Below are 26763 nucleotides of genomic sequence, written 5' to 3'. Positions count from 1 at the left end.
AAAAGTTGTAAGCGCTATTTTAAATTAAGATAGAATCTGTTATCATTCATTAATGAAAACGTTTGCGCCTTAAAAAAGAGAAAATCGAATTATTAATGAAATGGGGTAGCATAATGGAAAAACAGTGGTGGAAAGAAAGTGTAGTATATCAAATTTATCCTCGTAGCTTTATGGATAGTAACGGTGATGGTATTGGGGATCTTCGTGGGATTATTTCAAAGCTAGATTACTTAAAAGAATTAGGGGTTGATGTCATTTGGTTATCACCGGTCTATGAATCTCCAAATGATGATAATGGTTATGATATAAGTGATTATTGTAAAATTATGAATGAGTTCGGAACGATGGAAGATTGGGATGAGCTATTACATGAAATGCATGAACGTAATATGAAACTTATGATGGACTTAGTTGTTAACCATACTTCTGATGAACATAATTGGTTTATTGAATCACGTAAATCAAAAGATAATAAATATAGAGATTACTATATATGGCGTCCTGGAAAAGAAGGAAAAGAGCCGAACAACTGGGGAGCAGCTTTTAGTGGATCTGCATGGAAATATGATGAAATGACAGATGAATATTATTTACATCTGTTTTCTAAAAAACAGCCAGATTTAAATTGGGATAATGAAAAGGTAAGACAAGATGTTTATGAAATGATGAAGTTTTGGTTAGAAAAAGGAATTGATGGCTTCCGTATGGATGTTATTAATTTTATTTCTAAAGAAGAGGGATTACCAGCTGTTGAAACCGAAGAAGAGGGGTATGTTTCAGGTCATAAGCATTTTATGAATGGTCCAAACATTCATAAATATTTACATGAAATGAATGAAGAAGTATTATCTCATTATGATATTATGACGGTTGGTGAAATGCCTGGTGTAACGACAGAAGAAGCGAAAATGTATACTGGGGAAGAACGAAAAGAACTGCAGATGGTATTCCAATTTGAACATATGGATTTAGATTCGGGAGAAGGCGGAAAATGGGATGTAAAACCATGCTCACTCCTTACTTTAAAAGAGAATTTAACGAAGTGGCAAAAAGCATTAGAGCATACAGGGTGGAATAGCCTGTATTGGAATAACCATGATCAGCCACGCGTTGTATCTCGTTTTGGTAATGATGGAATGTATCGCATTGAATCTGCGAAAATGTTAGCGACGGTGCTTCATATGATGAAAGGAACACCATATATTTATCAAGGAGAAGAAATCGGAATGACGAACGTTCGATTTGAATCGATTGATGAATATCGAGATATTGAAACATTAAATATGTATAAGGAAAAAGTGATAGAGCACGGTGAAGATATAGATAAAGTAATGCAGTCTATTTATATAAAAGGCCGAGATAATGCTAGAACACCGATGCAGTGGGATGATAAAGATCATGCTGGATTCACAACAGGTGAGCCTTGGATTACGGTAAACCCTAATTACAAAGAAATCAATGTGAAACAAGCGATCCAAAATAAAGATTCAATTTTTTATTACTATAAAAAATTAATTGACCTACGCAAAAATAATGAAATAGTTGTGTACGGATCATATGATTTAATATTAGATAATAATCCTTCTATTTTTGCATACGTAAGAACATATGAAGAAGAAAAACTTCTTGTTATTGCAAACTTTACGGCGGAAGAATGTGTATTTGAATTGCCTAAGGACATTAGTTATAGTGAATCAAAGTTATTAATACACAATTACGACGTAGAGAGTGGATCGATAGATAACATTGTATTACGTCCATATGAAGCGATGGTATTTAAATTAAAATAAGAAAAATCCTTATGCCACACCTTGGCATAAGGATTTTTTATTACCATTTTAAGATTGAGAATCCATATGGAGGAAGTGTAACTTGTAATACACTTGCTTCCGCTGAAAATTCTTCGTTTGTATAAATGTTAATAATTTTCTTTCCAGTAACATGGAGAGGGAGTGAAGCTGTAACATCACTGTTAGTCGGATTTAAAACGAAAAAGATAGTTTCATCTTCATATGTTTTCGTATAAGAAATATAATTATGTTCATCATTTGCTTCGATGAATTGGAAAGTACCATGTCCTCCAAATGCTTTATATTGCTTTCGTAATGAAATTAATGTTTGTATATGTGTAAATAATAGATGATCTTGTTCTTTCGTATCCCAAACCATACATTTGCGACAATCTGGGTCCATACAACCGTCCATACCAATTTCGTCTCCATAATAAATACAAGGAGAGCCGATGAAGGAAAGATGGAATACATAAAGTAACTGTAACTTATTTTTATCTCCGTTACATGTTGTCAATATTCTTGGTGTATCATGACTGTCTAATAAATGAAACGCTGCTTCATTTACATTCATAGAGTAGGAATGTAGAGATTCTGTAATTTGTTTCATAAATTCATTTGCTTTAATGGAATCATTAGCAAAGTAAGACAGTAGAGCGTTTGTAACAGGGTAGCTCATTACAGCATCAAATTGATCTCCTTGTAGCCATGGAAGTGCATCGTGCCAAATTTCTCCTAAAATATATACTTCAGGATTTAATGCCTTTATCTCACTTCGGAATTCTCTCCAAAAGCTGTGGTCTACTTCATTTGCTACATCAAGGCGCCAACCGTCTATATTGAATTCTCTTACCCAATAACGCCCTACTTCAAGTAAGTATTCTTTTACATCTGGGTGTGCTGTATTTAATTTAGGCATATACGGTGTAAACGCGAAAGTATCATAATTCGGGAGTGGCTCCGTTACAATTGGAAATTCATGAATATGGAACCACTCTTTATAAGCAGACTTCTCACCGTTTTCTAGTACGTCTTGGAATTTATCGAAAAAGTATCCACTATGATTAAACACGGCATCGAGCATTACTTTTATACCGTGTGTATGACATGCCTGAACGAGTTCTTTGAACGTTTCTTTCGTCCCGAATTGCGGATCGATTTCCATGTAGTCAATTGTGTCATATTTATGGTTTGAATGTGCTTTGAAAATAGGTGTGAAGTATATTCCCGAAATTCCAAGCTTAACAAGGTAATCGAGGTTTTGAATAATACCAGCAAAATCTCCGCCGAAAAAATTAGTTGGAGTTGGCTCAGCGCTTCCCCAAGGAAGAGTGTTTTCTGGATTTAGTGCACGATCTCCATTAGCGAACCGTTCTGGGAAAATTTGATACCAAACGGTGTCTTTAATCCAAGAAGGTGCTTGAAACACATCATTTGCATGAATAAATGGCAAACAGAAAAAGTTACCAACGTCATCATTTGGAATACTGGAAAAAAATCCTCGCTCTGCATAAATAAGCGTTTCTGTATCATTTTTTAATTCGAATCCATAACGTAAGCGCTTAAATTTAGGCTCGATGGAAATGGACCAATAATCAAACAATGCAGTAGAACCAGTTTTTTTCATCGGTGTGCTTGATGTAATCCATTTCCCGTCTTTCCATTCATAAGGATCACCGTAAATAAGAGTGGCGCTTTGAACATCTTCTCTTTTCGTACGTATTCGGATATGAATCGTTTTTTTATCGTAAGCGTATGCGTAATTATCTTTTGGCCTATGATAAATAGCTTCTTTAAGCATATAGAAAATCCCCCTTTAATATCTCCATGCATATTGTTCCCTTAAGTATAATAATAAAGTATATGTTGCAAACGATTGCTTTTTGCATAGCTTTAATATTGCTTATAAGAGTAGTATTCATTTCATATAAAGTCAATGTATAAGGAGTGTAGTAATAATATTTTAAAATTAATATTTGCAAAATGAATAAAAGAATGTATAATGATAGACAAATAGCGCAAACGTTTTCATAGATTGAGATATTGTTTGTGCTTCTATTAAACCATTTAATGCAAACGTTTTCAATTAGTAAGGTACATATACAATTTAGGGAGGTTTTTGGGATGAAGAAAGCATTATCATTATTAACGGTTTCAGCATTATCAATTGGTATGTTATCTGCATGTGGACCGAAAGATTCAGGGAAGAAAGAAGAAAGTAAAGCGAAGAAAGATTACGACCTTCTCGTTTGGGAAGATGATAAAAAAGGTGTTGGTTTAGAACCAGCAGTGAAAAGTTTTGAGGAAAAATATAAAGTAAAAGTAAAAGTCGTTGAAATGCAAATGACAGATCAAGTGAAGAAGTTACGCCTTGATGGACCAGCGGGGACGGGACCAGATGTTGTAACATTGCCACATGATCAAATTGGAAACGCAGTAACAGAAGGTTTACTTTCTGAAGTGAAAGCTGATGATGCTGTGAAGAGCAGATTTACTGAATCATCAATAGAAGCACAGACATATAACGGGAAATTATATGGTTTACCAAAAGCAATTGAGACACCAGTCTTTATTTACAATAAAAAATTAATGCCAAAAGCACCAGAAACGATGGACGAGCTGTTTAACTTCTCAAAAGAATTTACGAAGGATGGCAAGTATGGATTTTTAACACTAGGAGATAACTTCTACTTTGCTAATGCATTCATGGCAGGTATGGGTGGTTATGTGTTTGGTGAAAAAGATGGAAAGCCAAATGCAAGTGATGTTGGATTAAATAATAGTGGGGCAGTACAAGGTGCTGAATATCTTCAAAAATGGTACAAAGAAAAGTTATTCCCGAAAGGTATTATCGGTGAATCGGGTGGACCTGCTGCTGATGGACTATTTAACGAAGGAAAAGCAGCATCTATCATGAATGGTCCATGGGCGTTCCAAGCAATGGAAAAGAACGGAATTGATTATGGCGTTGCTCCAATGCCAAAATTACCAAACGGTCAACCAATGAAAACATTTGTTGGGGTTAAAGGGTGGCATGTAACAAGTTTCTCTAAACAAAATGATTTAGCTACAAAGTTCACTGAATGGGTAACAAATGAAGAGAACGCAAAAATTCGATTTGAGAAAACAAAAGAAATTCCTCCAGTAAAAGCAGTAATGGAAGATCCAATCATTAAAGATAATGAAGCTGCAAAAGCAGTTGCAACACAATCTGAAAATGGAATTCCAATGCCGAACATTCCAGAAATGCAAGAAGTATGGAAACCAGCTGGAGATGCGCTTCAATTAGTTGTTACGGAAAAAGAGGCACCAAAAGCAGCACTTGACAATGCAGTGAAGCAAATTAAAGGTAATATTGAGGCAAATCATAGTAAGAAAAAATAAGGTGAAATTCGTGCCTCTCATATGAGGGGCATGAATTCTCTCCCAAAAAAAAGGGGGAAGGAACATGCAAACATCTATGGAACCAGCAAACGGTTTAAACGGTTCAAAGTATAGGAAAATGGCAACCATGTTATCTATCATTCCAGGCGTGGGCCAAATGTATAATAAGCAATTTGTAAAAGGGCTTATTTTTCTAGTATTAACAGGTTCATTTATTGTAGCCTTTGCTGATTTATTAAATATGGGATTATGGGGAATTGTAACGCTAGGTACAGAAGTTCCACGTGATCATTCTGTCTTTCTATTAGTAGAAGGAATCTTGGCACTCATCGTCATCGTTTTTGGACTCGGAATATATGCATTTAATTTATATGATGCATACCAAAACGGGAAGAAACGTGATATAGGAACACCTTTAAACTCTGTAAAAGAGCAATACCGTAATTTACTAGATCAAGGTTTTCCATATTTAATGGTTTCACCAGGTTTTCTATTACTTATCTTTGTAGTTGTATTTCCAATCATCTTCGTAATTTTAATTGGATTTACGAATTATGATTTATACCACTCTCCTCCAGCTAAATTAGTAGATTGGGTGGGCTTCAAAAACTTTATTGATATCTTTACATTACCGATGTGGAGAGAGACATTTTTAAGCGTATTTTCTTGGACTGTCATTTGGACATTCGTTGCAACGACATTACAAGTTGCGCTTGGTATTTTCTTAGCGATTATCGTAAATCAGCCTGGTATTAAAGGGAAGGCAATTATTCGAACAATCTTCATTTTACCGTGGGCGGTTCCAGCATTCGTATCTATTCTTGTTTTCTCTGGTATGTTTAATGAGACATTTGGAGCAATTAACAATCAAGTATTAGCTTTATTTGGAATTGAAAAGATTGCTTGGATGACAGATCCATTTTGGGCAAAAATTGCTTTAATTATGATTCAAACGTGGCTTGGATTCCCGTTCGTCTTTGCAATGACAACAGGTATACTGCAATCGATTCCAGGGGAGTTATATGAAGCTGCTACAGTAGATGGAGCTACAGCTTGGCAACAGTTTCGTAAAATTACATTGCCACTTGTTCTATATGCAACAGCACCAATATTAATTACGCAATATACGTTTAACTTTAATAACTTTAGTATCATCTATCTATTTAACGGCGGAGGTCCTGCTGTAGCTGGACAAGACGCAGGTGGAACAGATATTTTAATTTCATGGATTTATAAGTTAACGATGACTTCGGCGCAGTACGGGAAAGCGGCAGCTCTTACAATGATCTTATCGTTAATCGTTATTACAGTTGCGTTATGGCAATTTAAGAGAACAAAATCATTCCAAGAAGAGGATATGATGTAAATGAATATTAAAAGACAAAAGATGTTACGTCTCTCATTAAGTTATCTCGTTATTTTCGTAATGTGTGCCATCATTTTCTATCCATTATTATGGATTATTGGCTCATCGTTTAATCCGGGTGATAGTTTATCTGGATCAAGTATTATTCCGCAAAATGCAACGTTAGATCATTATCGTAAGTTATTAGATTTAGAGAATAGTAATTATTTACTATGGTATAAAAACACATTAAAAGTAAGTGTTATAACGATGATTTTCTCAGTGTTAGCAATTAGTTTTACTGCTTATGCATTTTCAAGATACCGTTTTGTTGGAAGAAAAAATGGTTTATTAACATTTTTAATTCTGCAAATGATTCCAAACTTTGCGGCGCTAATCGCTCTATACGTATTAGCACAGTTAACAGGGTTAATCGATACGCACCTTGCATTAATTTTAATTTATGTAGGCGGGGCAATTCCAATGAATACATGGCTTATGAAAGGATATTTTGATACGATTCCGAAAGAATTGGATGAGTCAGCTCGTATGGATGGGGCAGGACATTTCCGTATTTTTTGGCAAATCATTATGCCACTTGCAAAGCCAATCGTAGCGGTTGTGGCGTTATTCACTTTCATCGGTCCATTTACAGATTTCATTTTAGCGAGTGTTATTTTGCGCACACCAGAAAATTATACGTTAGCAGTTGGGTTATATGAAATGGTAGCGAAGAAATTTGGTAATGAATTTACAACGTTCGCAGCGGGTTCAGTATTGATTGCAATCCCAATTTCAATTTTATTCCTATCACTACAAAAATACTTTATCTCTGGTTTAACTGCTGGAGGTACGAAAGGATGAAAAATGGGACGTTACGTCCCATTTTTCTTTTCATCTCCCTATAAAAAATTTTATAGGGAGATGAAAAGAGATTTGACATCACATATGAAAAGAAGTGAAATAAATAGTATATTATAGTATAGGAAAAAAGAGCTATATCCCTTACAATACATGGAGAGGGAGAATATGATAGGTATTACAAGATAGAATCAATGAAAGTTTATGACTTCTCCTATTACTTGCAACGGGTGCAAGATTAAAATATATAACAAAATGGCAGAGAAGTGAGAGGAGGGGGATTTTTATGACAGTTACAATTAAAGATGTGGCGAAGAAGGCGAATGTAGCACCATCTACCGTTTCTCGTGTAATTGCTGATAATCCAAGTATAAGTGAAAAAACAAAGCGTCGTGTTCGGAAAGTAATGAGTGAACTAGGGTATCATCCCAATTTAAACGCAAGAAACCTAGCTAACCAAACAACAAAAACACTTGGTCTTGTTATGCCAAGTTCTGCAAGTAAAGCTTTTCAAAATCCGTTTTTCCCAGAAGTTATAAGAGGAATTAGTTCATTTGCACATGTAGAAGGGTATGCGCTTTATATGTCGACAGGTGAAACGGAAGATGAAATTTTTAATGGTGTTGTAAAGATGGTACAGGGGCGCCAAATTGGTGGCATTATTCTTTTATATTCAAGAGAGAATGATCGGATTATTCAATATTTGCATAAACAAAATTTCCCGTTTGTTTTAATTGGGAAACCGTATGATCGAAAAGATGAAATTACATATGTAGATAATGACAATTATACAGCTGCAAGAGAAGTAGCAGAATATTTGATTTCATTAGGTCATAAACAAATCGCGTTCATCGGCGGTGGATCCGATTTACTTGTAACGAGAGATCGTTTGGCTGGTATGAGTGATGCTTTAAAATTAGCGGACATTGTATTACCAAAAGAGTATATTTTACATTTTGATTTTTCGAGGGAAAGTGGTCAACAAGCCGTTGAGGAGTTAATGGGACTACAGCAACCACCGACAGCAATTGTGGCAACGGATGATTTAATTGGACTTGGTGTGTTAAGTGCTCTTTCTAAAAAAGGATTCGTTGTACCAAAGGATGTTTCCATTATAAGCTTTAACAATGCTTTATTATCAGAAATTGCGAGTCCGCCACTTTCGACAGTTGATGTGAATATTTATCAACTAGGATATGAAGCAGCAAAAGCTTTAGTGGATAAAGTAGAGAATGCAGAGTCTACCGCAAAGTGTATTATTATTCCTCATAAATTACTAAAGCGCCAAACTTGCGATCATTATGCAACAAAAAGCTAAGAGTTTAACTCTTAGCTTTTTGTTGTAGAAAGGCCTCTAATCGATCACAGCCTTCTTTTAAAGTTTCAATACTATACGCATAGGACAAGCGAAGATAGCCTTCACCATATTCAGAAAATGCAGTTCCAGGAACGACAGCTAGTCCAGCTTCTTTGACAAGGTCAAGTGCAAAATCAAATGATGAAGATGTTAAATGACCAACATATGGGAATAAGTAAAATGCACCTGTTGGCTTTTCAATTGTTAAGCCCATTTGAATGAGTCGATTATATACATAATCGCGGCGTTTCTTGTATTGATGACGCATCATTTTTGGTGCATCTTTAGCAGCTGTTAATGCTTCAATTGCAGCATATTGAGCGATTGAAGTAGCACACGTTACGTTATATTGATGAACTTTTAGTATATGTCCTGCTAAATAGCTTGGTGCGAATAATAGACCGATACGCCAGCCAGTCATAGAATGAGATTTTGATAAACCGTTAATGACGATAGTCTTTTCACGCATTTCTGGGAAATGAGCGATAGATGTATGCTTTTGTTCATATACAAGTTCGCTATAAATTTCATCAGAAAGGACGAAAATATTTTTATCTTTTAAAACAGTTACAATATCCTGTAATTCTTCTTTTGATAAAGTTACACCAGTTGGATTAGAAGGATACGGCAGTACGACGCATCTTGTTTTTTCTGTAATAGCATTTTCTAGCGCTTCGGCTGTTAAACGGAAGCCAGTTTCACGAACATCGATAAAAATAGGTGTAGCACCGCATAATCGAATAATTGGTTCGTATCCTGGATAAATAGGGGCAGGTAAAATAACTTCTGTTCCTGGCTCTAAAATCGTTCGGAATGCAATATCAATTGCTTCACTAGCACCGATTGTAACGATGGTTTCGTTTTCAGGTGAATACTGTAAATCGTAGTTATCTTTTACAAAGTTACAAGCTGCCTTGCGTAATTCTAGTAAACCAGCGTTATGTGTATAGCTTGTATAATTTTCTGTAATAGCCCGTTTTGCCGCTTCTTTTACGAGAGAAGGCGTAGGGAAATCGGGTTGTCCAATTGTTAAAGAGATAAGATTATCATAGTTTTGAATCATGTTAGAGAATTGACGGATTCCAGAAATTTGGATGTCCTTCACTCTAGGGTTAATGAATTGTTCCATTGTATCTCCCTTTCTTCCGTTTGAAAATTAAGTTCATTTTAACATATTTTCTATGATTTCGCTTGCGTATATGTTATGTAGAAAGAGAGGGATAATAGAAAAAAAGCCGCTGTAAGCGACTTTTTAATATCCGTACTCCCAATCTATTTCATCTTCATTCCAAAGTACAGAGGATACTTTGCCAAGGTGAACAACTGATTCATTCACAGCACATGTGCAATTTTCTTCTCCGGTTTTATGCTGTAACTCTTCATATACTGATTTTTCAACATTTTCTAGAACGACCAAATTTTCTTCTTTTAAAACAAGCGTAGTACCCGCCATATTTATCTTCCTCCTACTAAAATAATGATCACTTATTTGTAAACATAGATAGTATGGATTATATGCTGTATTTTGCTATAGTTGTCCGTCTCATGAAGTATTTTTTATTTTCTTTGTAATCCGTATTCATTGTATACTGTCAGGCAGAAATTTGGTACAGGGTTTACATTCATTTCGAAAATCTGTAACAATTATTATGTGCTGTTAACAAAGAATTAACAAATACGTTAAGAAAAATCAAAATTTTAAAACAAATGAACCCGTAAAATGATATAATCATATCAAAATACATATAGGGGATGAGAGGCTATGGAGCTGATCCGTGATTTAATGATCCAAATTGCCATCATTATTTTGCCACTATTTTTATATGAAGCGATTCGTTTAAATCGTTATCAAGAAATGCCTCCGAAGCCGAACCGCTACTTTATTATGTTTTTATCCAGTATTACACTCATTCTCTCCATGACATACTCTATTTGTTTTGGTGACATTTGTGGGTATAATTTTCACCCAATCCCGATTGTTAGTGGTTTTTTATATGGTGGAATTGTTGGTTTAATCCCGGCCGTTATTTTTGTTGCATATGAATGGGCGCTAAAGGGAATGAGCCTTCTTCCGGTAATAGAAGTAATATTTCTATTAATAGTTCCATTATTTTTATCAAAGAAATGGTCTCTATTTTCAAGGGATAAGAAGCTAATTTTAGCATTTATGATTTCATCATTGTACGTACTTGTTTCTTTAGTGATTGGTATGATTAACGTTCTGTTAGAAACGGGGTTTACACCACACATTTCACACTTATATAGCGGATATATATTTGCTTCGCTTATTATGGTTATGACTATGGTATTTCAAGTGTACTTAACAGAATATTTAAACGAAAATGCAATATTACGTACAGAGATGCAAAAGTCAGAAAAGCTTAATATTGTAAGTGAATTGGCAGCAAGTGTTGCACATGAGGTTCGAAATCCGCTCACTGTTGTTCGTGGTTTTATTCAATTGTTAGAAAGTACGGAAGATGTGAAGAATAAGGATTATATGCGTCTCGTATTAGCCGAATTGGATCGGGCAGAACAAATTATTTCAGATTATTTGAATTTAGCAAGGCCGCAAATTGAGAAAAAAGAACACATTTGCTTATCCGCTCAATTAATTGAAATGACAACTCTTATGTCATCATTTGCAGCGATGCAAGGTGTATATTTGCAAGTTGAGATTTCTGAAAGTCTTTATACGATCGGTGATAAGACGAAATTGAAGCAAGCTATTATGAATGTTGTTAAAAATGGTATTGAAGCAATCCAAGGAAATAAAGGATATTTAAAAGTAACGGCTATGCAAAAAGATGAAACGATAGTAATAAGAGTTAAAGATAGTGGTGTTGGAATGACGAAAGAACAGTTAGTAAGACTGGGACAACCGTATTATTCTTTAAAAGAAAAAGGGACAGGATTAGGACTTATGGTAACATTTAGTATTTTACAAGCGCATAATGGTACGCTGGAATATAAAAGCGAAAGTGGGAAAGGAACTGAAGCGATTATTATATTGCCAGCTGTAAGAAATAAGGAATAAAAGTTACCGATGGAAGGTAACTTTTTATTTTATATAGGAAAAAAATATTATTTTATTCAGATGTTTTTTCTTGTTTTGATCGGCTAAATAAACTTCTAAATGATTGAAAAAAACTTTGTTCTTTCGAAGCTGCGACTAATCTTTTTGTTTCTTGAATTTCGCGAATCACTTGCATAAGTTGTGCATCCCGGTTGCTGTCTTTATTATAAATTTGATTTACGAGTTTATTCATTTTTTCTTCTTGCTTGGATTCTCGTTTATACATATGATTCATTAATAAGTCCATCTTTTCTTTTTGCAGGGCATCTGTTTGAGCGGCATGATCTACTAACTCTTGTAGCATTTTTTCTTGAGAGCCTTCTTTTACATAAACTTGTTGCATCAATTCATCTAGCTTTTCATCTTTTAAACGATTTTGGGTAATAAGGGTAGAATTTTGATGAATAATTGCTTCATTTAATTGAGCGAGCATTTCAAGTTTTAACATGAACTCCTCAAAGTTACGCCCATCTTCTTTTTCTTTCGTTTGTATTTCTTGCTTATCTTGTATAGCGGGTACAGGCGGGGCCTCTTTTTCTTTTAAAATAATAGGTATCGTTTCTGAAATATCTTCTTGCAGTTTAGCAGCTCTTTCATGTATAGATTTCAATAGTTTTAAATCATCCAGTTTATAAATACGAGCATCAGCTGTTTTTGAAATGATATAACCATGTTCCTCTAACAGTTGGCTATATTTACGGACTATATGTTTTGGGATGCCTGTTTTATTCGTGACATCTTTCGTTTTATAGATAGCTTCCATGTTATTTCCTCCCCAAAAAGTATCGTATATATCATTTCAATCTTTTATGAGGACTTCCTTTAAAAAAGAATGTCGGAAGGTTATTAGTTTTCTACAGCATTAGTGAAAAGATGAAGAAAAATGAGAGTTTTTGGCGGAATGGCGAAGAAGAGCTAAAATAATGTCTGAAAACATATACAGGAGAAGTTTGTTATAATAACTGAGGAAAAGAAACTGGTAGAAGCATGGAGGTATACATGAAGCAATTAAAAGGTATTATCATTTCAATTATTGCAATTCTTTCTATTGTAGTAGCGGTTTATGAAGTACTTGTTCCAGAGGAAACAAGTATCAAAAAAACGAATGCATATGATCAAGTTCTAGAATTTCCGAAAGAGCGATATCCAGAGACAGGGAAACATATTACGGATGCTATAAAAGAAGGACATTCAGAAGTTTGTACAATCGACCGTGGTGGTGCTGCGGATAGAAGAAAATTATCGTTAGCTCCATACCCATCAAAAAAAGGGTATGATCGTGATGAATGGCCAATGGCGATGTGTAAAGAAGGCGGAAAAGGAGCACATATTGAATATATAAGTCCAGCAGATAACCGCGGAGCAGGGTCTTGGGTAGGAAATAAGTTAGATAAATACCCAGATGGTACGCGTGTGAAATTTGACGTAAAGTAGTAGTTGCATATTTCATAATGAAGGAGAAGGGGAACGATGGAGTTAACAATTTCTTATTCGCAATTAATGTTGATGAACTATGACGGTGATCAGCCTTACGTAGACTGGACGGATGAAGATTTTGAAAGAGGTTATGCGAAGGTGGATGGAACTGTTATTTTTGAAGCACTCTCTGATTATACTTGTGAAGTAAAAGTGACCCCTGGGAAACATATTGAGAAAGAAGAGGTGATTAGAACGGTTACAGTTCCTTTTACAGTTAAAAATGAATGTATCGTTGTAACAAGTATTCTTTCGAATAAATTCCAAATCCCTATTCCGAATGGTGAGTATACGGTTGTATTACAGGCAACTCCTCTTGAAGAACCAACGGATGATGAATTATATAAAATACAATACGAATTCTTTTTTGAAAGTAAAGAATAAAAAATGGGTTATCCTTTTTGAGGATAACCCATTTTTGTTATGCGTTTGTTTTTAGCAGGGAACGAGCATCTTTTGCTGCTTGCACCATGTGTTCTAAAGCCGGGATAACTTCTTCCGTTCTTCTCGTTTTTAAACCACAATCAGGATTAATCCAGAAATATTTAGGATCACATACTTCTAAAGATTGTTCTACGATTTTATACATTTCATCTTTACTCGGTACACGTGGGCTATGAATATCATATACACCTAGACCGATGCCTTTTTCGTATGTTGTATGTTTTAATGTGTCAATAAATTCACCGTGACTTCTTGATGTTTCGATAGAAATCACATCTGCATCTAATGCGCGAATCGCATCAACAATATCTTCGAAGTTACTGTAACACATATGCGTATGAATTTGTGTTTCATTTGCTACAGAAGAAGTTGCTAAAAGGAAGGATTGTACTGCCCATGTAATATAAGCATCCCAATCTTTTTCTTTTAGTGGCATTCCTTCACGAAGTGCTGGCTCATCGACTTGGATTACTCGAATTCCAGAAGATTCAAGTAGTTCAATTTCGTGACGAAGAGCTAATGCAATTTGATACGAAACTTCTTTTCTTGGAATGTCATTTCGAACGAAGGACCAATTTAAAATCGTAACAGGTCCAGTTAACATTCCTTTTACAACTTTCTCTGTTAAGCTTTGTGCATAAACCGTTTCCTTAATAGTCATTCCGTTAATAAAGGCAACATCGCCATAAATAACAGGTGGTTTTACGCAGCGAGAACCGTATGATTGTACCCAACCGTTTTTAGTGAATGAGAAACCAGCAAGGCGCTCACCAAAATATTCGACCATGTCAGTTCTTTCGAATTCACCATGTACAAGAACATCAAGACCAATTTCTTCTTGGTAACGAATCCATTTTTCTGTCTCTTTTTCAATAAATTGTTCATATTCTTCATTTGAAATAACACCGTTACGCCATTCTTTTCGAGTTTGACGAACTTCAGTTGTTTGCGGGAAGCTACCAATAGTCGTTGTTGGTAATAACGGTAACTCCAGGGCAACTTGTTGTAATTCGTATCGTTTTTCAAATGGAAGAGGACGTGAAAAATCTTCTTCTTTTAGTGCTGTTCGTGCTGTTCTAACATCTTCTCGGTTACGTGCAGCAGATGAACGAATTGTATGATGTACATTTCGGTATGTTTCCAGCTCATTACTAATGCTTTCTGTACCTTGAGTAAGAGCGGAATGAATAAGAACTAACTCTTCTAATTTTTGATTTGCAAATGCTAACGCATCGAATAGCTCAGTTGATAAGTGAGTTTCTTCTGTTTTATCAATTGGCGTATGCAATAAGCTACAAGAAGGCTGAACGATGAAATCTTTCGTTTGGACTTGTTTTTGTAACGTTGTAAATAACGTAATAACTTCATCAAGGTCAGCTCTCCAAATGTTACGGCCATCTATACAACCGACAGCTAAAGTTTTATCAGCTGGGAATCCATATTTTGAAATAGCATTTAGATTACCTTCTTTACCATGAACGAAATCTAATCCAATACCCGATACAGGGAATGTAATAATTTCTTCATAGTTTTCTTCTACACTATCAAAATATGTTTGTAAAAGAAGATTCGCATTTGGAACTTCTTTACGAATAGCTTCATAAATTTCTTTTGCTTGTTGAACTTCTTCTTTCGTTAAAGAAGCAAAAATCGGTTCATCAACTTGAATGACTTGTGCACCAGCTGCATGTAGTTCTGAAATCAGTTGTACGTAAGGTGCAACTAACTGTTTTAAAATCGTAGCAAATTGCTCTTGTGTGTAGCCTTTAGCTAATTTTAAGAAAGTATATGGTCCTAAAATAACAGGTTTTCCATCTACTCCTAATTCTTGTTTTGCCTCTTCGTATAAGCGAAGTGGACGATTATCTTTTAAAGAGATTTGTAATCCCTCTTCATATTCAGGAACGATATAATGATAGTTTGTGTTAAACCATTTTGTCATTTCAGAAGCTACGTGATCTTTAGAGCCACGCGCCATTGCGAAATATACATCAAGGTAAGATGTAAACTCAGAAAAACGTGATGGGATAAATCCTAGCATATAAGCAGTATCCAAAACGTGATCATAATATGTAAAGTCGCCAATTGGAATGAGTTCAATCCCTTTTTCTTGCTGTACTTTTACGTGTTGAAGGCGAATTGTTTTCATCTTTGTTAAAAATTGTTCTTCATCGATTTTATTGGACCAAAAAGCTTCCAATGTCTTTTTCCACTCTCGTTGTAGTCCGATACGTGGATAACCTAAGTTACTTGTTTGAATTGCCATTTTAAATTCCTCCCTAATTGAAAGTAAGCATTTCCGTTTACTAGGAAATACCTATAACAAAAAGCATAAAGGCATAGAAAATAAGCCTTCCTTTTTGTTTTAACACCTCATCATCATCCGTGAATCTATCAGTGTTGTTAAAACAGGCAGGTCTCCTGACTTATGCTTCATATAATCTCTTTTACCTTCCCGTTTTCACAGTGGCATAGAAAAGAAATCTCAGCATTTACAGTGGCGGGACCGTGTTGGAGTTTCACCAAGCTTCCCTTTTAAACACGAATCGAAATTTTCGTGTACCTATTTTCCTTTTGAAAGGAAGTTAACAAGCGATATGATATTGAAACAAATTCTAACACAATTTTTGGAATTTTGTCTACTGTTTTAAAATAAGAAAATTCTAAAGTTTTTTATTTTTATAATTCAGATTATTCTGGTTTTTCAGGGCGAAGAAAAGTAAGAGGAATTGAAAGTAAGTACGATTAAACATACAAAGAAGTATGTACTTGTACAGAGATAAGATGCTAGTTATGTTATTTGAAAATTCATCCATATTCTAGAATGAGGAAGGGGATTGAATGGTTCATTTTGAAATAGTAAGTTATCACAAGAAAGAAAAAGGTTTCGGTATAAAGATACATATACTAAGTTTATAGAAATGGGGAATTTCAATTGGAACAAAGTACACAAAATATTTATTCACCACCAAAACATATAGTTTCAGCAGCGACAATTGTAATTAATGAACAAAAAGAAATCTTATTAATTAAGGGACCTAGAAGAGGATGGGAAATGCCAGGTGGACAAGTTGAAGAAGGAGAGTCTTTGAAAGATGCTGCAATAAGGGAGACTAAAGAGGAGACAGGTGTTGATATTGAAGTTTTAAAATTTTGTGGAGTATTCCAAAATGTGAACCATTCAATATGTAATACGTTGTTTTTAGCTAGACCAGTTGGAGGTAAATTAACGACTACACCAGAAAGTTTGGAAGTAGGGTTCTATCCTATTGAGCAGGCGTTAGAGATGGTGAATTTTATGAATTTCAGACAAAGAATTGAATACAGTTTGGATGAAAATCAACAACCTTTTTATATAGAATTTTAAGAAATAATCTTCTATTATGGAATACCGGTGATAAATAAATCTTTGTTATATTTTTGAGTGCAGTGAAATAAGTATCTTATAGCGAAAATAAAACAAGCATCCCCCGTCCTAAATTAGAACGGGGCTATGCTTGTTTTAGGTTTTAAAATGAAATAACTTTATCGCCTTTTTACAGTTTCTTCTTTATAAGTTTAACCTTCATCTATATCAATTTCTGAAAGTCGCCCTGCAACTGCATCTGTAAGGAGGGTGTTTAACCATTGTAATTCAACTGAGATATGTTCAATAACACTTTGCAAAATATATAGTTGTGCACGTGGAATTTGTCCTTTGCTACAATCATAAATAGCTTGCATTTTATGTAAATATTGAACGGTATCATTTTTCTTTTTTTCTAAAATAGGAACTAACTCTTGGTCATCACCAAAATGAGCGAAAGAGAGTGCCGAATAAATTGGTTTATATATTTGATTTTTTGCCTCGAATTGTTTTAATAGCAACTTGTGAAATAATTGTTTACCTTCTTTTGTTATATGAAAGATTGTTTTATCTGGTCTATTCGTATCTCGAACAATAGTTGTAATACGAATTGCACCGTGCTTTTCTAATTGCTCGAAGGCGTAGTAAAGTGATCCTTTTGCATATTTAATATAACAATCCATTTGTCTTTCTTTCATGATGTGTTGCACTTCATATGGATGTTTATCCCCTTCGAGTAGCAAACCGAGAATGACTAATTTCATGCTCATTCTGTCTCAACTGCTACTAAAAATATAGACAAATGTATATTCTTAGAGTATTCCTGCTTCTACGTGCCCTGCCTCGCTAATCACTTGCTACTACAGTTTGCTGTGATACTTCACAGGCGTAAATTCCGATGTAGCCCACCGTACATATATACAATCTATTTACGTTAGTATTGTATATTCTTTTGCTTGTAAAAGGTTGATTGCTGCGTTCAAATCTCTATCCATTACATTGCCACATTCACATGTATATACTCGGTCAGATAGCTTTAAATCCACTTTCTTTTGACTGCAACATGAGCATAACTTTGACGATGGATAAAACCGGTCTACTTGACGTAATTCAATTCCATATTCCTCACATTTCGTCAAAAGCCACGTTTTAAAAGCAAAAAAAGACTGCTTGGCAATTGTTTTAGATAAATGTTTATTCTTCATCATACCTTTCACATTCAAATCTTCCACTGTAATAAACGTTGGCTTGTTTTTCACCACATTCGTTACAATAGACTTTACATACTCTATTCGAATATTCGCTAATCGAGCATGCAACTTTTGCACTCTAAGAACATTTTTATCTATATTCACTCTTTTATTAGTAACAGATTTTTCACCTCTCTTTTTTAGATTTTCAAATTTACGTGCTAAAGAGCGTTGTTCACGTTTTAACCGTTTTTCTATCTTTTTTACTTTTATTGTTTTGTTGATGTTTTCATGAACGATACCATCGCTACGTGTAGCAAAATCCTTCACTCCTAAATCAATCCCTAGACCTATTTTATTGAGTGCTAACTTTGTTGCCATTTCTTCCAATTCGCAAAGTACAGATACAAAATATCTTCCTGCTTTTTGATATACTGTGCCACTTTTTACAGTTGCATTTTTAGGGATATATCCATATTCTTTTAACCTTACCCAACCAATTGTAGGAACTTTGAATCTATGTCTTTCTACTGTCCAATCTGTTTTGTTGTTTTTCGGAAAGTAGCACTTCACATCTTGCTTTCTCTTTTTTTTATATCGTGGAAACTGAGATAAACCTTAAAAAAACCGCTTAAAAGCTTTATCTCCATTCATAATCGCTTGTTTTACCGCTTTGCTCGACACTTCTTTAATCCACTGGTCACACTCTTTTGTATGAATATTGTTCAGCCATTTGGAAAAGTCATAGCCACTAAGAAATTTCCCCTCCGACTCATATGCCTCTTTATTTTTAGAGATATACAGGTTATATACATATCGACACACCCCAATAGTTTGACGGATTTTACTAATTTGTTCAGTTGTCGGTTTGATTTCTATTAAATATGCTCTTTTCATAAGTCTCCATCCTCCGACATTTTCTTTTTGTATTTTCTCAACCCATATATTCTACAGCTAAATACATGAATGATAGATATTAAATCCTGAACAAGTTCTTCTTGAATACCCATATATTCCTTATACTGTTCTTCTGTAGAATATCTTCTTCCTTTTTGGTTTCGGTAAGCAGTTAAAACACCTTGATTGTCCCACCTTTGTAATGTCTTAACAGAGACATTAAGCATTTCTGAAAATTCTTTTGGTTTATATTGTTTCATAATTACTTTTTTGCTATATATGCACACTTTTGTCTATGTTTTTGTTTACTGTTTCTTTCTCCTGTATATAGAAACTTTATCCCGATTGGTGAGGGATAATAACCAGTGGGAATGGTTCCTTACTGATCAAAAATTTACTTTATATATTATAAGCGGCATACCCTTTTTCATAAAGGGTATGCCGCTTCTTTTTTCTATACTAACTTACTTGCTTTTGTTTTTGTTTCGTTTTTGGACCTGTAAAGAGTCGTTCATTTCCCATAAGTAAAATACAAATAATACTTAGTACAGCCGGGATAAGTGCCCAGAAGAATGTGCTGGCAATAGAGGTAGCTAGAGCCTCTTTAATACCAGTTAATATTTCAGCTGGAATCTTCTCGGTAGCACCTTGTGATAATAAGAAACTTGTGTCTCCGCCTTGTGGAGCTAATTTAGCTAGTTCAGGAGGGAACACCGTGCTTAATTTATCTGTAAAAATATGATTTTGAATGGTACCGAAAATTGTTACACCAAGAGTCATACCGAGTGAACGGAAGAATGAGTTTGTTGATGTAGCAGAACCACGATCTCGCATTTCTAACTTGTGGATAGAAGACATACTTAAAACTGAGAACGAGAAACCAACTCCAAGTCCAGTGAGAACCATAAATAGTGTTACAAGTAGACGAGGTGTATCCATCGTTAAAGTACTTAGTAAATAAATACCAATTACAAAGAAAACGCCAGATACGATCATGATGTTACGATAACTTGTTCGTGAAGCTAACTGTCCACCTGTTTGACTTCCAATTACAGAGCCAACCATCATAGGTGTTAAAATTAATCCAGCATTGGAGGCTGAACCGCCGAGAACACCTTGAACGAAGATTGGAATATAAACTGTACAGATAATAAAAGCGGCACCATAGAAAAAGGCAACGCCTTGGCTAGCTGCGAATAAAGGTTTTTTAAAAAGATGGAAAGAAATGATAGGCTCCGTTGCTTTTCGTTCTATGAAGAAGAAAATAATGAGCATAATAACAACTGTTGTAAATAAACCGATAATTACAGTGGAATTCCATGCGTGTTCTTTACCACCAAGTTCTAAGGCGAACATTAAGCAAACGATACTAATAACAAGTGTAATGGCACCAGCCCAATCAATTTTTTGTTTTCTAAATTCTAGAGATTCACTGTAGTATTTAGTAATGAAGAAGAAGGAGATAATTCCTAATGGAATATTAATATAGAAGACCCAATGCCAACTTATATAGTCTGTAATATAAGCACCTAATAAAGGGCCAAATACACTAGATGTTCCGAAAACCGCACCAAATAGCCCTGTCATTTTTCCGCGCTTTTCTGGTGGGAATATATCGTACATAATCGTGAAGGCGATAGGCATAAGAGCACCGCCACCGATCCCTTGAATTGCTCTATAAATACTTAGTTGCTCAATACTAGATGCTGTCCCGCAAAGTGCAGAACCGAATAAGAAAAGAATGAGACCACCAATATAAAAGCGTTTCCGTCCGTACATATCAGAAAGTTTTCCGAAGATAGGCATCCCTGCCATTGTTGCTACCATATATGCAGACGTGACCCAAACGAACTTGTCAAATCCTCCTAGGTCTCCAACAATCGTTGCCATTGCTGTTGCAACGATTGTATTATCCATTGCCGCCATTAAAATACCAAGTAATAAACCTGCAACAACAAACTTTGTATTGTTGGAGTCTTTTTTTGATAATTGAGATTCCAAATATAACCCTCCTTTAATAATAAGTAAACTATATGAAGTTTTGAGTGCAGCGCATAAAAATTTGAAATATAGTTTTTTAAATTAATTTACATAAGTGCACTGACAAAGCCATAAAGAATATTATAGTCAAATTTGACTAAAAGGCAAACTTTTTCTTCCGCCAAAATATTCAGTTGTATGGACAGAGAAAGAGTGAGCAATACTTAGTATTGGTGTAAAGTCAATGAAGGAAATTGTAAAAAAATATTTCAGTAAGAATACCTTCTGTTAACAGAGGAAAAATGGTTTTTTCTTTATATTGTCGAATAGGATAAAAGAAAGAGTAATAACTATATATCGTTTGTAACAAGCTTTATTAATATTGTGTGGAGAGGCAGAATAAGGTCGTATGGATATGATGCATCTGAAATGGGGTGAATATTATTATGAAAATATGGAAACGAATTTCAGATCAAGGTAGGCGTTCAATACCGCTACAACCGGTGTTATGGATTGATGGCTCAAAAAAAGAAAACGAATGTCCTAATGTAGCAGTTACATTGCAAATCCGTAGTATGTATAAAGAAAAATTTTCATATGAACTGACCTATGATGTAAATGACATACTTATTATTCGAATTGAAGTTGAAAATAAAGGAATGGAAATGATTTCACGAGTTGTAGTAAGTCATATGATTCGAGATTATTTTGCCTATATTCCAAACTCATTAAAGGCTGATAAGGGGATGAGTGAGTTCCTGTTCCAGCTTGTAAGGTGGCGGATTGATAATTTATTACCGAATGAGAAGGTAGAACTAATTTGTAAAATAAAAGCAAATAAAGATAAAGCACTTAAAAACGCATTATTTCAGGCTACATATACATTTCAATATAAAGGAGTATCATATGGTCCACTGCAAACAAATGAAGTTGTTGTGCGGCAATGATAAAAAGGAACCTGTAAGAAAGGTTCCTTTTTTAATGAAGGTTGTGTTTTTTGAGTACTTTTTTTTGCTCCATTCCTTTTTTTCCTACATAATTATTTTTATAACCAAAATATAAAATGAAAAGAAAGGAAGCAACATTTACAATAGCATCAATTTGATCGTTTGTAATAAAGTTCACTCCGAAAGAATTAAACAGTAATTTTAATGATAATAGAAAACCTGCTAGTAAACGTATAATATCTGATAGATTCTCTTTTTGTAGCATATAAGTCACCTCTTTCTAAAACGATATATAGTATATATATGAAATAGAATAGAAATGGTAGACAAGCTTAAGCGGAAATGTACACTCAATATGTACATTTTTTATTTTGTAGAAAAACATAATTGTTATAGAAACATATATTGGTATAGAAAGGAGGAGAAGTATGAAACATAAAGGGAAAATTAGTGGGTTATTACTTGGGAATACAGTGGCAGTTACAGAATGGATTGCGCTTCAGGATGTAATTACAAAACTGGATTCGCGATCATTTTATACCGTCTTTATTATTTATATATTGCAAATGATACTCAGCTATTATTTTGGACATTGGTATGATAAAAGAGCGAGTGGGCGTATGGATACGGAAGTAGGGGGAATGGCAAGTAATGATTTTGTAGTTGATTTCTTTGAGAAAGTAGCTGCTTTATCAGAACGGGATTCTCATAATATTACAGTGTACATTCTTTCTGTGAAAGAATGGAAAGAACTAAAAGAAACAGTGCAAGAAAAAAAATTGGAGGTGTTAGTACAAAAATTGGAGAGTACGATTGTAAAGACAATTCGTAAAGGAGATGTCGTTACTAGGTGGGATGAAAATAAGTATGTTATTGTGGCGATTGATAACGGACATGAAAAGTCGACAATAACAAATCGATTAATGAAAAATATTGAAAGTGAAATAGAAAATGGTTTGTTAAGTATGACGCTATTATTTGGAGCTGCTAGTTATCCAATAGGAGGAAAAACTTTTGAAGAATTGTTAAGAAAGGCACAAAATCAATTGTACCAGCATAGGGGTTTGTAAGAAAATGAGTGAAACTTTGATTTAAAGAAATATGATATGAAGAAGTTTTTAATGTAACATTTTTTTGACTTTTATTACAAAAAGAACTTTTATTGTAATAAAAGTCTTTAAAAATATATGGAATAAGCATATAATTATGATGGATGTGTCAATGCATTTGCACAATGTGTTTCATTTTAAAAGTGTAGAGGGAAGCATGCTCTACACTTTTCCTTTTTAGGGAATGACAAGAATAATTGTAAGTTGTTGCAAGTTAGCATTTAAACTGTGTAAAATGAACAAAGAAATTATTTGATAGAAAGCGGAAAGGGAATGATAGAATGATAGACGTGAGAGAACAACGAACATCTTTTATCAGGTGAATTATTACTGTTGTTCTTCAAATTATTATGGCTGTGATGAATTCCGTTGTACTTTTATGTAATACATAGTATGAACAAGTTTTAAAAAGTACCAAGTAAAAGTATATGTAAAGATGGATACGAAATTGCTATTGAGTTCAAAGACGTAAAATGTAATTTCAAGTAATACAATTTGACAAGTATAATACATAATATCAATGATTTTCGTAAAAAAGGTGCGAGTGTGGAGTTTATAGAAGGGTATATAATTTTCATAGCTTTTTACACGATGATCGTATATAAGTAGGAGGAAAAAGATGTTGAAGTATAGTAAATTAGCAATTGTAACTGCATTATCAATGACTTTATTAGCCGGTTGTTTCGGGCCGAAACCAGAAGAGGAATTATATGTTGCGTTTGAAAATGCTGCAAAGCAAGAAAAAACAATGTTTGAAGATGCAAAGAAACTTGAAACTTTAGAGAAAGAAGGACAAGAATTATATAACCAGATTGTTCAAGAAGGAAAAGATAATAATCAAGCTGTTAAGGAAAAACTGAACCAAGCAGTGAAAAATACAGATGAACGAGAAAAAGTGCTAAAAAAAGAAAAAGAATCTTTAAATAAGGCACAAGAAGAAGTGAAATCAGTAGATAAATATGTGAAGAAAATTGAAGATAAGAAATTGAAAGATCAAGCAAGTAAAGTGAAAAGCACATATGAGAAACGACAAGATTCATTTAACAAGATGTATGATAGCTATAATAAATCGTTAAAACAAGAAAAAGAATTATATACAATGTTACAAGATAAAGGTACAAAATTAAAAGATATTAGTGAAAAGGTAAAAGTAGTAAATCAATCTTATAAGGATATTGAATCAGAAAAAGACAAGTTTAATGAATTTACGAAATCTTATAATACAGAAAAAATAGCTTTTTATAAACAAGCAAATATTAAAATTAAAGAAGAGAAAAAATAAAACAGTTTGGCCTACAATTGGCCAAACTGTTTTATTTTTTTGTATAAGTACGACTATACCATGGAACAGGTTCACTTAATTTTTTTTCTTGTTTCAATGCTTCAGGACCAATATAATCTTGAAGTATTTTTTTTGCTACTGTTAAAGATAAGGTTGTTTTCGGATTTCGATAGGAGGATTCAAGATGACCAAGATGTGGTAGGATTCGAAAATCTTCTTTGGTAGGAGGAATATGGAAAAAATAATCACCTAAACGTATAAGAACATCAGATTGTTGTTGGCTAAAACGTGGATTTCTAGAAAAATGTAATCCTTCTTTAATAGCTTTTTTTTCAGCAATTAAGCGTTCTAAAGCCGTCTTTTTTAACCAGTATAAATACTTCGGATTAGTTGCAGCTTTAGCATGACGATTCACAACGAAAATAGATTGAGCTAGTCGATTAATAGAATGTTGGTTTTGTAATTGAGATTGTGGTTGTGAAGGTTTCATATTGAATCTCCTTTCAATTTTTCATTATTATAACATAAATAAAAGAGGTTTTTATTATATGCAAAAAGTGATTGTATATATTTTCAATATTAAAGCAATATTGTTACAAAAAACAACTATTTTGTATAATAGTAATAGAATGTGTTTTAGAAATTTGATAATGAAAGAGTGAGAAGTTTGAAAGAAATATTAAAACAGCAATATGCCATTATAGATATTGGATCTAATACAATGCGTTTAGTTATTTATGAAAAGCAAAACGGAGGTTTTTATAAGGAGATTGAAAATACGAAAGTGGTTGCTCGGCTAAGGAATTACTTAATTGATGGTGTGTTGAATGAAGAAGGAATAGAGGTATTGTTACAAACGTTATTTCAATTTCAAGAAAGTACACGATTCCACCAGTTGCATCATGTGCTTTGTGTTGCAACTGCAACAATTAGACAGGCTGAGAATCAAGAGGCAATTAAAAAACTGGTTGAAGGACAAACAGACTTTACTCTTAGAGTCTTATCAGAATATGAAGAAGCACGTTACGGCTATTTAGCGGTTATGAATTCAACTTCGTTCTCTGAAGGAATTACAGTAGATATTGGTGGAGGAAGTACAGAAGTTACATATTTTCGAAATAGAGAGATTCTAGAGTACCATAGCTTTCCTTTTGGAGCACTTTCTTTAAAGCAACAATTTATTAAAGGGGATATACCTACTGAAGACGAGTTGGAAAAGATTCAAACGTACTTAGAATATCAATTTCGAACATTACCATGGTTAATTGATAAGAAATTGCCTCTTATTGCAATTGGTGGTAGTGCGAGGAACTTAGTGAAAATCCATCAAAATTTAATTTGTTATCCTATAGCAGGGGTACATTTATATAAAATGAAAGAAGAAGATATTAAAAATGTGAAAGAAGAATTGGAAGCATTGTCGTTCATAGAACTTCAAAAATTGGAAGGATTGGCAAAAGATCGAGCAGATACAATTATTCCAGCAGTCGAAGTTTTTCATACGCTTGTTAATGTTATAGAGGCACCAGCATTTGTGTTAAGTAGAAAAGGGTTACGAGAAGGTGTTTTCTATGAAGAGTTGACAAAAGATTTGGGGATTTCATATTATCCGAACGTAGTCGAAGAAAGTTTGTATTTATTATCACATGAATATGAAATGGATATGGAATTTGTAATGCAGCTTATTAAACACGGAAGACTCATTTGTCAACAACTTGAAGAAACAGGGCTGATTTCTATGTCAGTAAAAGACTGGGAAGTATTTCATCAAGCAGCGAAAGTATTTAATATAGGTAAATATATAGACGAAGAAGCGAGCCGCTTACATACGTTTTATTTATTAGCGAATAAAACAATTGATGGGATGATGCATAAAGAGCGAGTTAGATTAGCGCTTATTGCGTCTTATAAATCAAAAATGTTATTCAAACAACATTTGTCCCCATTTGAAGGATGGTTTGATAAAAATGAACAAAAAAAAATCCGCCTATTAGGGGCTGTTTTACAGTTTTCAGCAGCTCTGAATATAAGACAAAGATCACTTGTTGAATCGATATCTATAACAGAAAGTAAAGAAGGATTAACATTTAAAATTGTATGTGAGCAATCGGCATTAGCGGAAAAAGTGCAAGCTGAAAAACAAAAAAAGCAGCTGGAAAGAGTGTTGAAAACGACTATTAATTTATCCTTCGAATCAACACGTTAAGTTGTACGGATGTCTTTACAAAAAATTAACACCTTGGAATATTGTAATTTGCTAAAATAAAAGTAACTAAATT

General features: G+C 34.0%; 23 protein-coding genes, 1 pseudogene and 1 riboswitch. Of the genes and pseudogenes, 13 read left to right on the top strand and 11 right to left on the bottom strand.

Features of this window, described 5'->3' with window-relative positions:
* Positions 1–113 precede the first annotated feature (113 nt).
* Positions 114–1790: an oligo-1,6-glucosidase gene (gene malL / locus ACLBWW_RS01640; RefSeq protein WP_098047885.1), complete on the top strand. Its 1677-nt coding sequence runs from the start codon at positions 114–116 to the stop codon at positions 1788–1790.
* Between the two features lie 40 nt (positions 1791–1830).
* On the opposite strand, the gene ACLBWW_RS01635 is transcribed toward malL, so the two are convergent.
* Complete coding sequence (locus tag ACLBWW_RS01635) at positions 1831–3591, bottom strand: alpha-glycosidase (RefSeq protein ID WP_048546174.1); 1761 nt, start codon at positions 3589–3591, stop codon at positions 1831–1833.
* A gap of 323 nt (positions 3592–3914) precedes the next feature.
* Between ACLBWW_RS01635 and ACLBWW_RS01630 the strand changes: the two genes are divergently transcribed.
* From ACLBWW_RS01630 to malR, 4 genes are all read left to right on the top strand, one after another.
* A complete protein-coding gene (locus ACLBWW_RS01630; protein ID WP_000709925.1) occupies positions 3915–5174 on the top strand; it encodes an extracellular solute-binding protein in 1260 nt (419 codons plus the stop codon).
* Between the two features lie 64 nt (positions 5175–5238).
* Positions 5239–6540, top strand: a complete 1302-nt coding sequence (gene malC / locus ACLBWW_RS01625) for a maltosaccharide ABC transporter permease MalC (protein WP_048546172.1) — start codon at positions 5239–5241, stop codon at positions 6538–6540.
* Complete coding sequence (gene malD, locus ACLBWW_RS01620) at positions 6541–7383, top strand: maltosaccharide ABC transporter permease MalD (protein ID WP_001022607.1); 843 nt, start codon at positions 6541–6543, stop codon at positions 7381–7383.
* A 283-nt stretch (positions 7384–7666) separates the two neighbouring features.
* Positions 7667–8698, top strand: a complete 1032-nt coding sequence (gene malR / locus ACLBWW_RS01615; protein WP_048546170.1) for a maltose operon transcriptional repressor MalR — start codon at positions 7667–7669, stop codon at positions 8696–8698.
* 4 nt (positions 8699–8702) lie between these two features.
* Here malR and ACLBWW_RS01610 read toward each other — a convergent pair whose 3' ends face one another.
* Entirely contained in the window at positions 8703–9866 is a 1164-nt protein-coding gene (locus ACLBWW_RS01610; protein ID WP_048546166.1) for an aminotransferase A, read from the bottom strand.
* Between the two features lie 123 nt (positions 9867–9989).
* Entirely contained in the window at positions 9990–10190 is a 201-nt protein-coding gene (locus ACLBWW_RS01605; RefSeq protein ID WP_000929285.1) for a hypothetical protein, read from the bottom strand.
* Positions 10191–10499: 309 nt separating this feature from the next.
* Here ACLBWW_RS01605 and kinB point away from each other — a divergent pair, with 309 nt between their 5' ends.
* A complete protein-coding gene (kinB, locus tag ACLBWW_RS01600; protein WP_000420378.1) occupies positions 10500–11774 on the top strand; it encodes a sporulation sensor histidine kinase KinB in 1275 nt (424 codons plus the stop codon).
* 52 nt (positions 11775–11826) lie between these two features.
* Here kinB and ACLBWW_RS01595 read toward each other — a convergent pair whose 3' ends face one another.
* Positions 11827–12576, bottom strand: a complete 750-nt coding sequence (locus ACLBWW_RS01595) for a DUF3967 domain-containing protein (protein ID WP_000387495.1) — start codon at positions 12574–12576, stop codon at positions 11827–11829.
* A gap of 236 nt (positions 12577–12812) precedes the next feature.
* On the opposite strand from ACLBWW_RS01595, the gene nucA reads away from it, so the two are divergent.
* Positions 12813–13247, top strand: coding sequence for a DNA-entry nuclease (gene nucA / locus ACLBWW_RS01590; protein ID WP_000811502.1), 435 nt, complete (start codon positions 12813–12815; stop codon positions 13245–13247).
* A gap of 36 nt (positions 13248–13283) precedes the next feature.
* Complete coding sequence (gene comJ / locus ACLBWW_RS01585; RefSeq protein ID WP_048546163.1) at positions 13284–13673, top strand: competence protein ComJ; 390 nt, start codon at positions 13284–13286, stop codon at positions 13671–13673.
* A 37-nt stretch (positions 13674–13710) separates the two neighbouring features.
* On the opposite strand, the gene metE is transcribed toward comJ, so the two are convergent.
* Positions 13711–15999, bottom strand: a complete 2289-nt coding sequence (gene metE, locus ACLBWW_RS01580; protein ID WP_048546162.1) for a 5-methyltetrahydropteroyltriglutamate--homocysteine S-methyltransferase — start codon at positions 15997–15999, stop codon at positions 13711–13713.
* A 128-nt stretch (positions 16000–16127) separates the two neighbouring features.
* Positions 16128–16315, bottom strand: a riboswitch (cobalamin riboswitch).
* A gap of 353 nt (positions 16316–16668) precedes the next feature.
* Here metE and ACLBWW_RS01575 point away from each other — a divergent pair.
* Complete coding sequence (locus tag ACLBWW_RS01575) at positions 16669–17100, top strand: NUDIX hydrolase (protein WP_046957439.1); 432 nt, start codon at positions 16669–16671, stop codon at positions 17098–17100.
* A gap of 191 nt (positions 17101–17291) precedes the next feature.
* On the opposite strand, the gene ACLBWW_RS01570 is transcribed toward ACLBWW_RS01575, so the two are convergent.
* The 4 genes and pseudogenes from ACLBWW_RS01570 to ACLBWW_RS01555 all read right to left on the bottom strand — a co-directional run bounded on the left by ACLBWW_RS01570 (position 17292) and on the right by ACLBWW_RS01555 (position 21167).
* Entirely contained in the window at positions 17292–17849 is a 558-nt protein-coding gene (locus ACLBWW_RS01570) for a PadR family transcriptional regulator (RefSeq protein ID WP_048546160.1), read from the bottom strand.
* Positions 17850–18008: 159 nt separating this feature from the next.
* A pseudogene (locus tag ACLBWW_RS01565) lies at positions 18009–19166 on the bottom strand (RNA-guided endonuclease InsQ/TnpB family protein).
* Positions 19163–19426, bottom strand: coding sequence for a MerR family transcriptional regulator (locus tag ACLBWW_RS01560; RefSeq protein WP_048546471.1), 264 nt, complete (start codon positions 19424–19426; stop codon positions 19163–19165). The pseudogene ACLBWW_RS01565 and the gene ACLBWW_RS01560 overlap by 4 nt, the downstream one beginning before the upstream one ends.
* A 199-nt stretch (positions 19427–19625) precedes the next feature.
* The gene (locus ACLBWW_RS01555; RefSeq protein ID WP_447613891.1) at positions 19626–21167 is read right to left on the bottom strand and encodes an MDR family MFS transporter; all 1542 of its coding nucleotides are present in this window, start codon (positions 21165–21167) and stop codon (positions 19626–19628) included.
* A 425-nt stretch (positions 21168–21592) separates the two neighbouring features.
* Between ACLBWW_RS01555 and ACLBWW_RS01550 the strand changes: the two genes are divergently transcribed.
* Positions 21593–22093 (top strand): hypothetical protein, encoded by a 501-nt coding sequence (locus ACLBWW_RS01550; RefSeq protein ID WP_048546157.1) that lies wholly within the window; start codon positions 21593–21595, stop codon positions 22091–22093.
* A gap of 31 nt (positions 22094–22124) precedes the next feature.
* On the opposite strand, the gene ACLBWW_RS01545 is transcribed toward ACLBWW_RS01550, so the two are convergent.
* Positions 22125–22358 carry an SPP1 phage holin family protein gene (locus tag ACLBWW_RS01545; RefSeq protein WP_048546155.1) on the bottom strand — a complete coding sequence of 78 codons (234 nt, stop codon included), beginning with the start codon at positions 22356–22358 and terminating at the stop codon, positions 22125–22127.
* A gap of 163 nt (positions 22359–22521) precedes the next feature.
* Here ACLBWW_RS01545 and ACLBWW_RS01540 point away from each other — a divergent pair, with 163 nt between their 5' ends.
* Positions 22522–23163: a diguanylate cyclase domain-containing protein gene (locus ACLBWW_RS01540; protein WP_048546153.1), complete on the top strand. Its 642-nt coding sequence runs from the start codon at positions 22522–22524 to the stop codon at positions 23161–23163.
* A 658-nt stretch (positions 23164–23821) separates the two neighbouring features.
* Positions 23822–24484, top strand: coding sequence for a YkyA family protein (locus tag ACLBWW_RS01535; protein WP_048546152.1), 663 nt, complete (start codon positions 23822–23824; stop codon positions 24482–24484).
* 31 nt (positions 24485–24515) lie between these two features.
* On the opposite strand, the gene ACLBWW_RS01530 is transcribed toward ACLBWW_RS01535, so the two are convergent.
* Positions 24516–24974 carry a YkyB family protein gene (locus ACLBWW_RS01530; RefSeq protein WP_048546151.1) on the bottom strand — a complete coding sequence of 153 codons (459 nt, stop codon included), beginning with the start codon at positions 24972–24974 and terminating at the stop codon, positions 24516–24518.
* A 168-nt stretch (positions 24975–25142) separates the two neighbouring features.
* On the opposite strand from ACLBWW_RS01530, the gene ppx reads away from it, so the two are divergent.
* The gene (gene ppx, locus ACLBWW_RS01525) at positions 25143–26690 is read left to right on the top strand and encodes an exopolyphosphatase (protein WP_303740896.1); all 1548 of its coding nucleotides are present in this window, start codon (positions 25143–25145) and stop codon (positions 26688–26690) included.
* Positions 26691–26763 lie beyond the last annotated feature (73 nt).

The organism is Bacillus sp. M5A3_1b, assembly GCF_053345335.1.
This window is presented reverse-complemented; position numbering and strand designations above follow the sequence as displayed.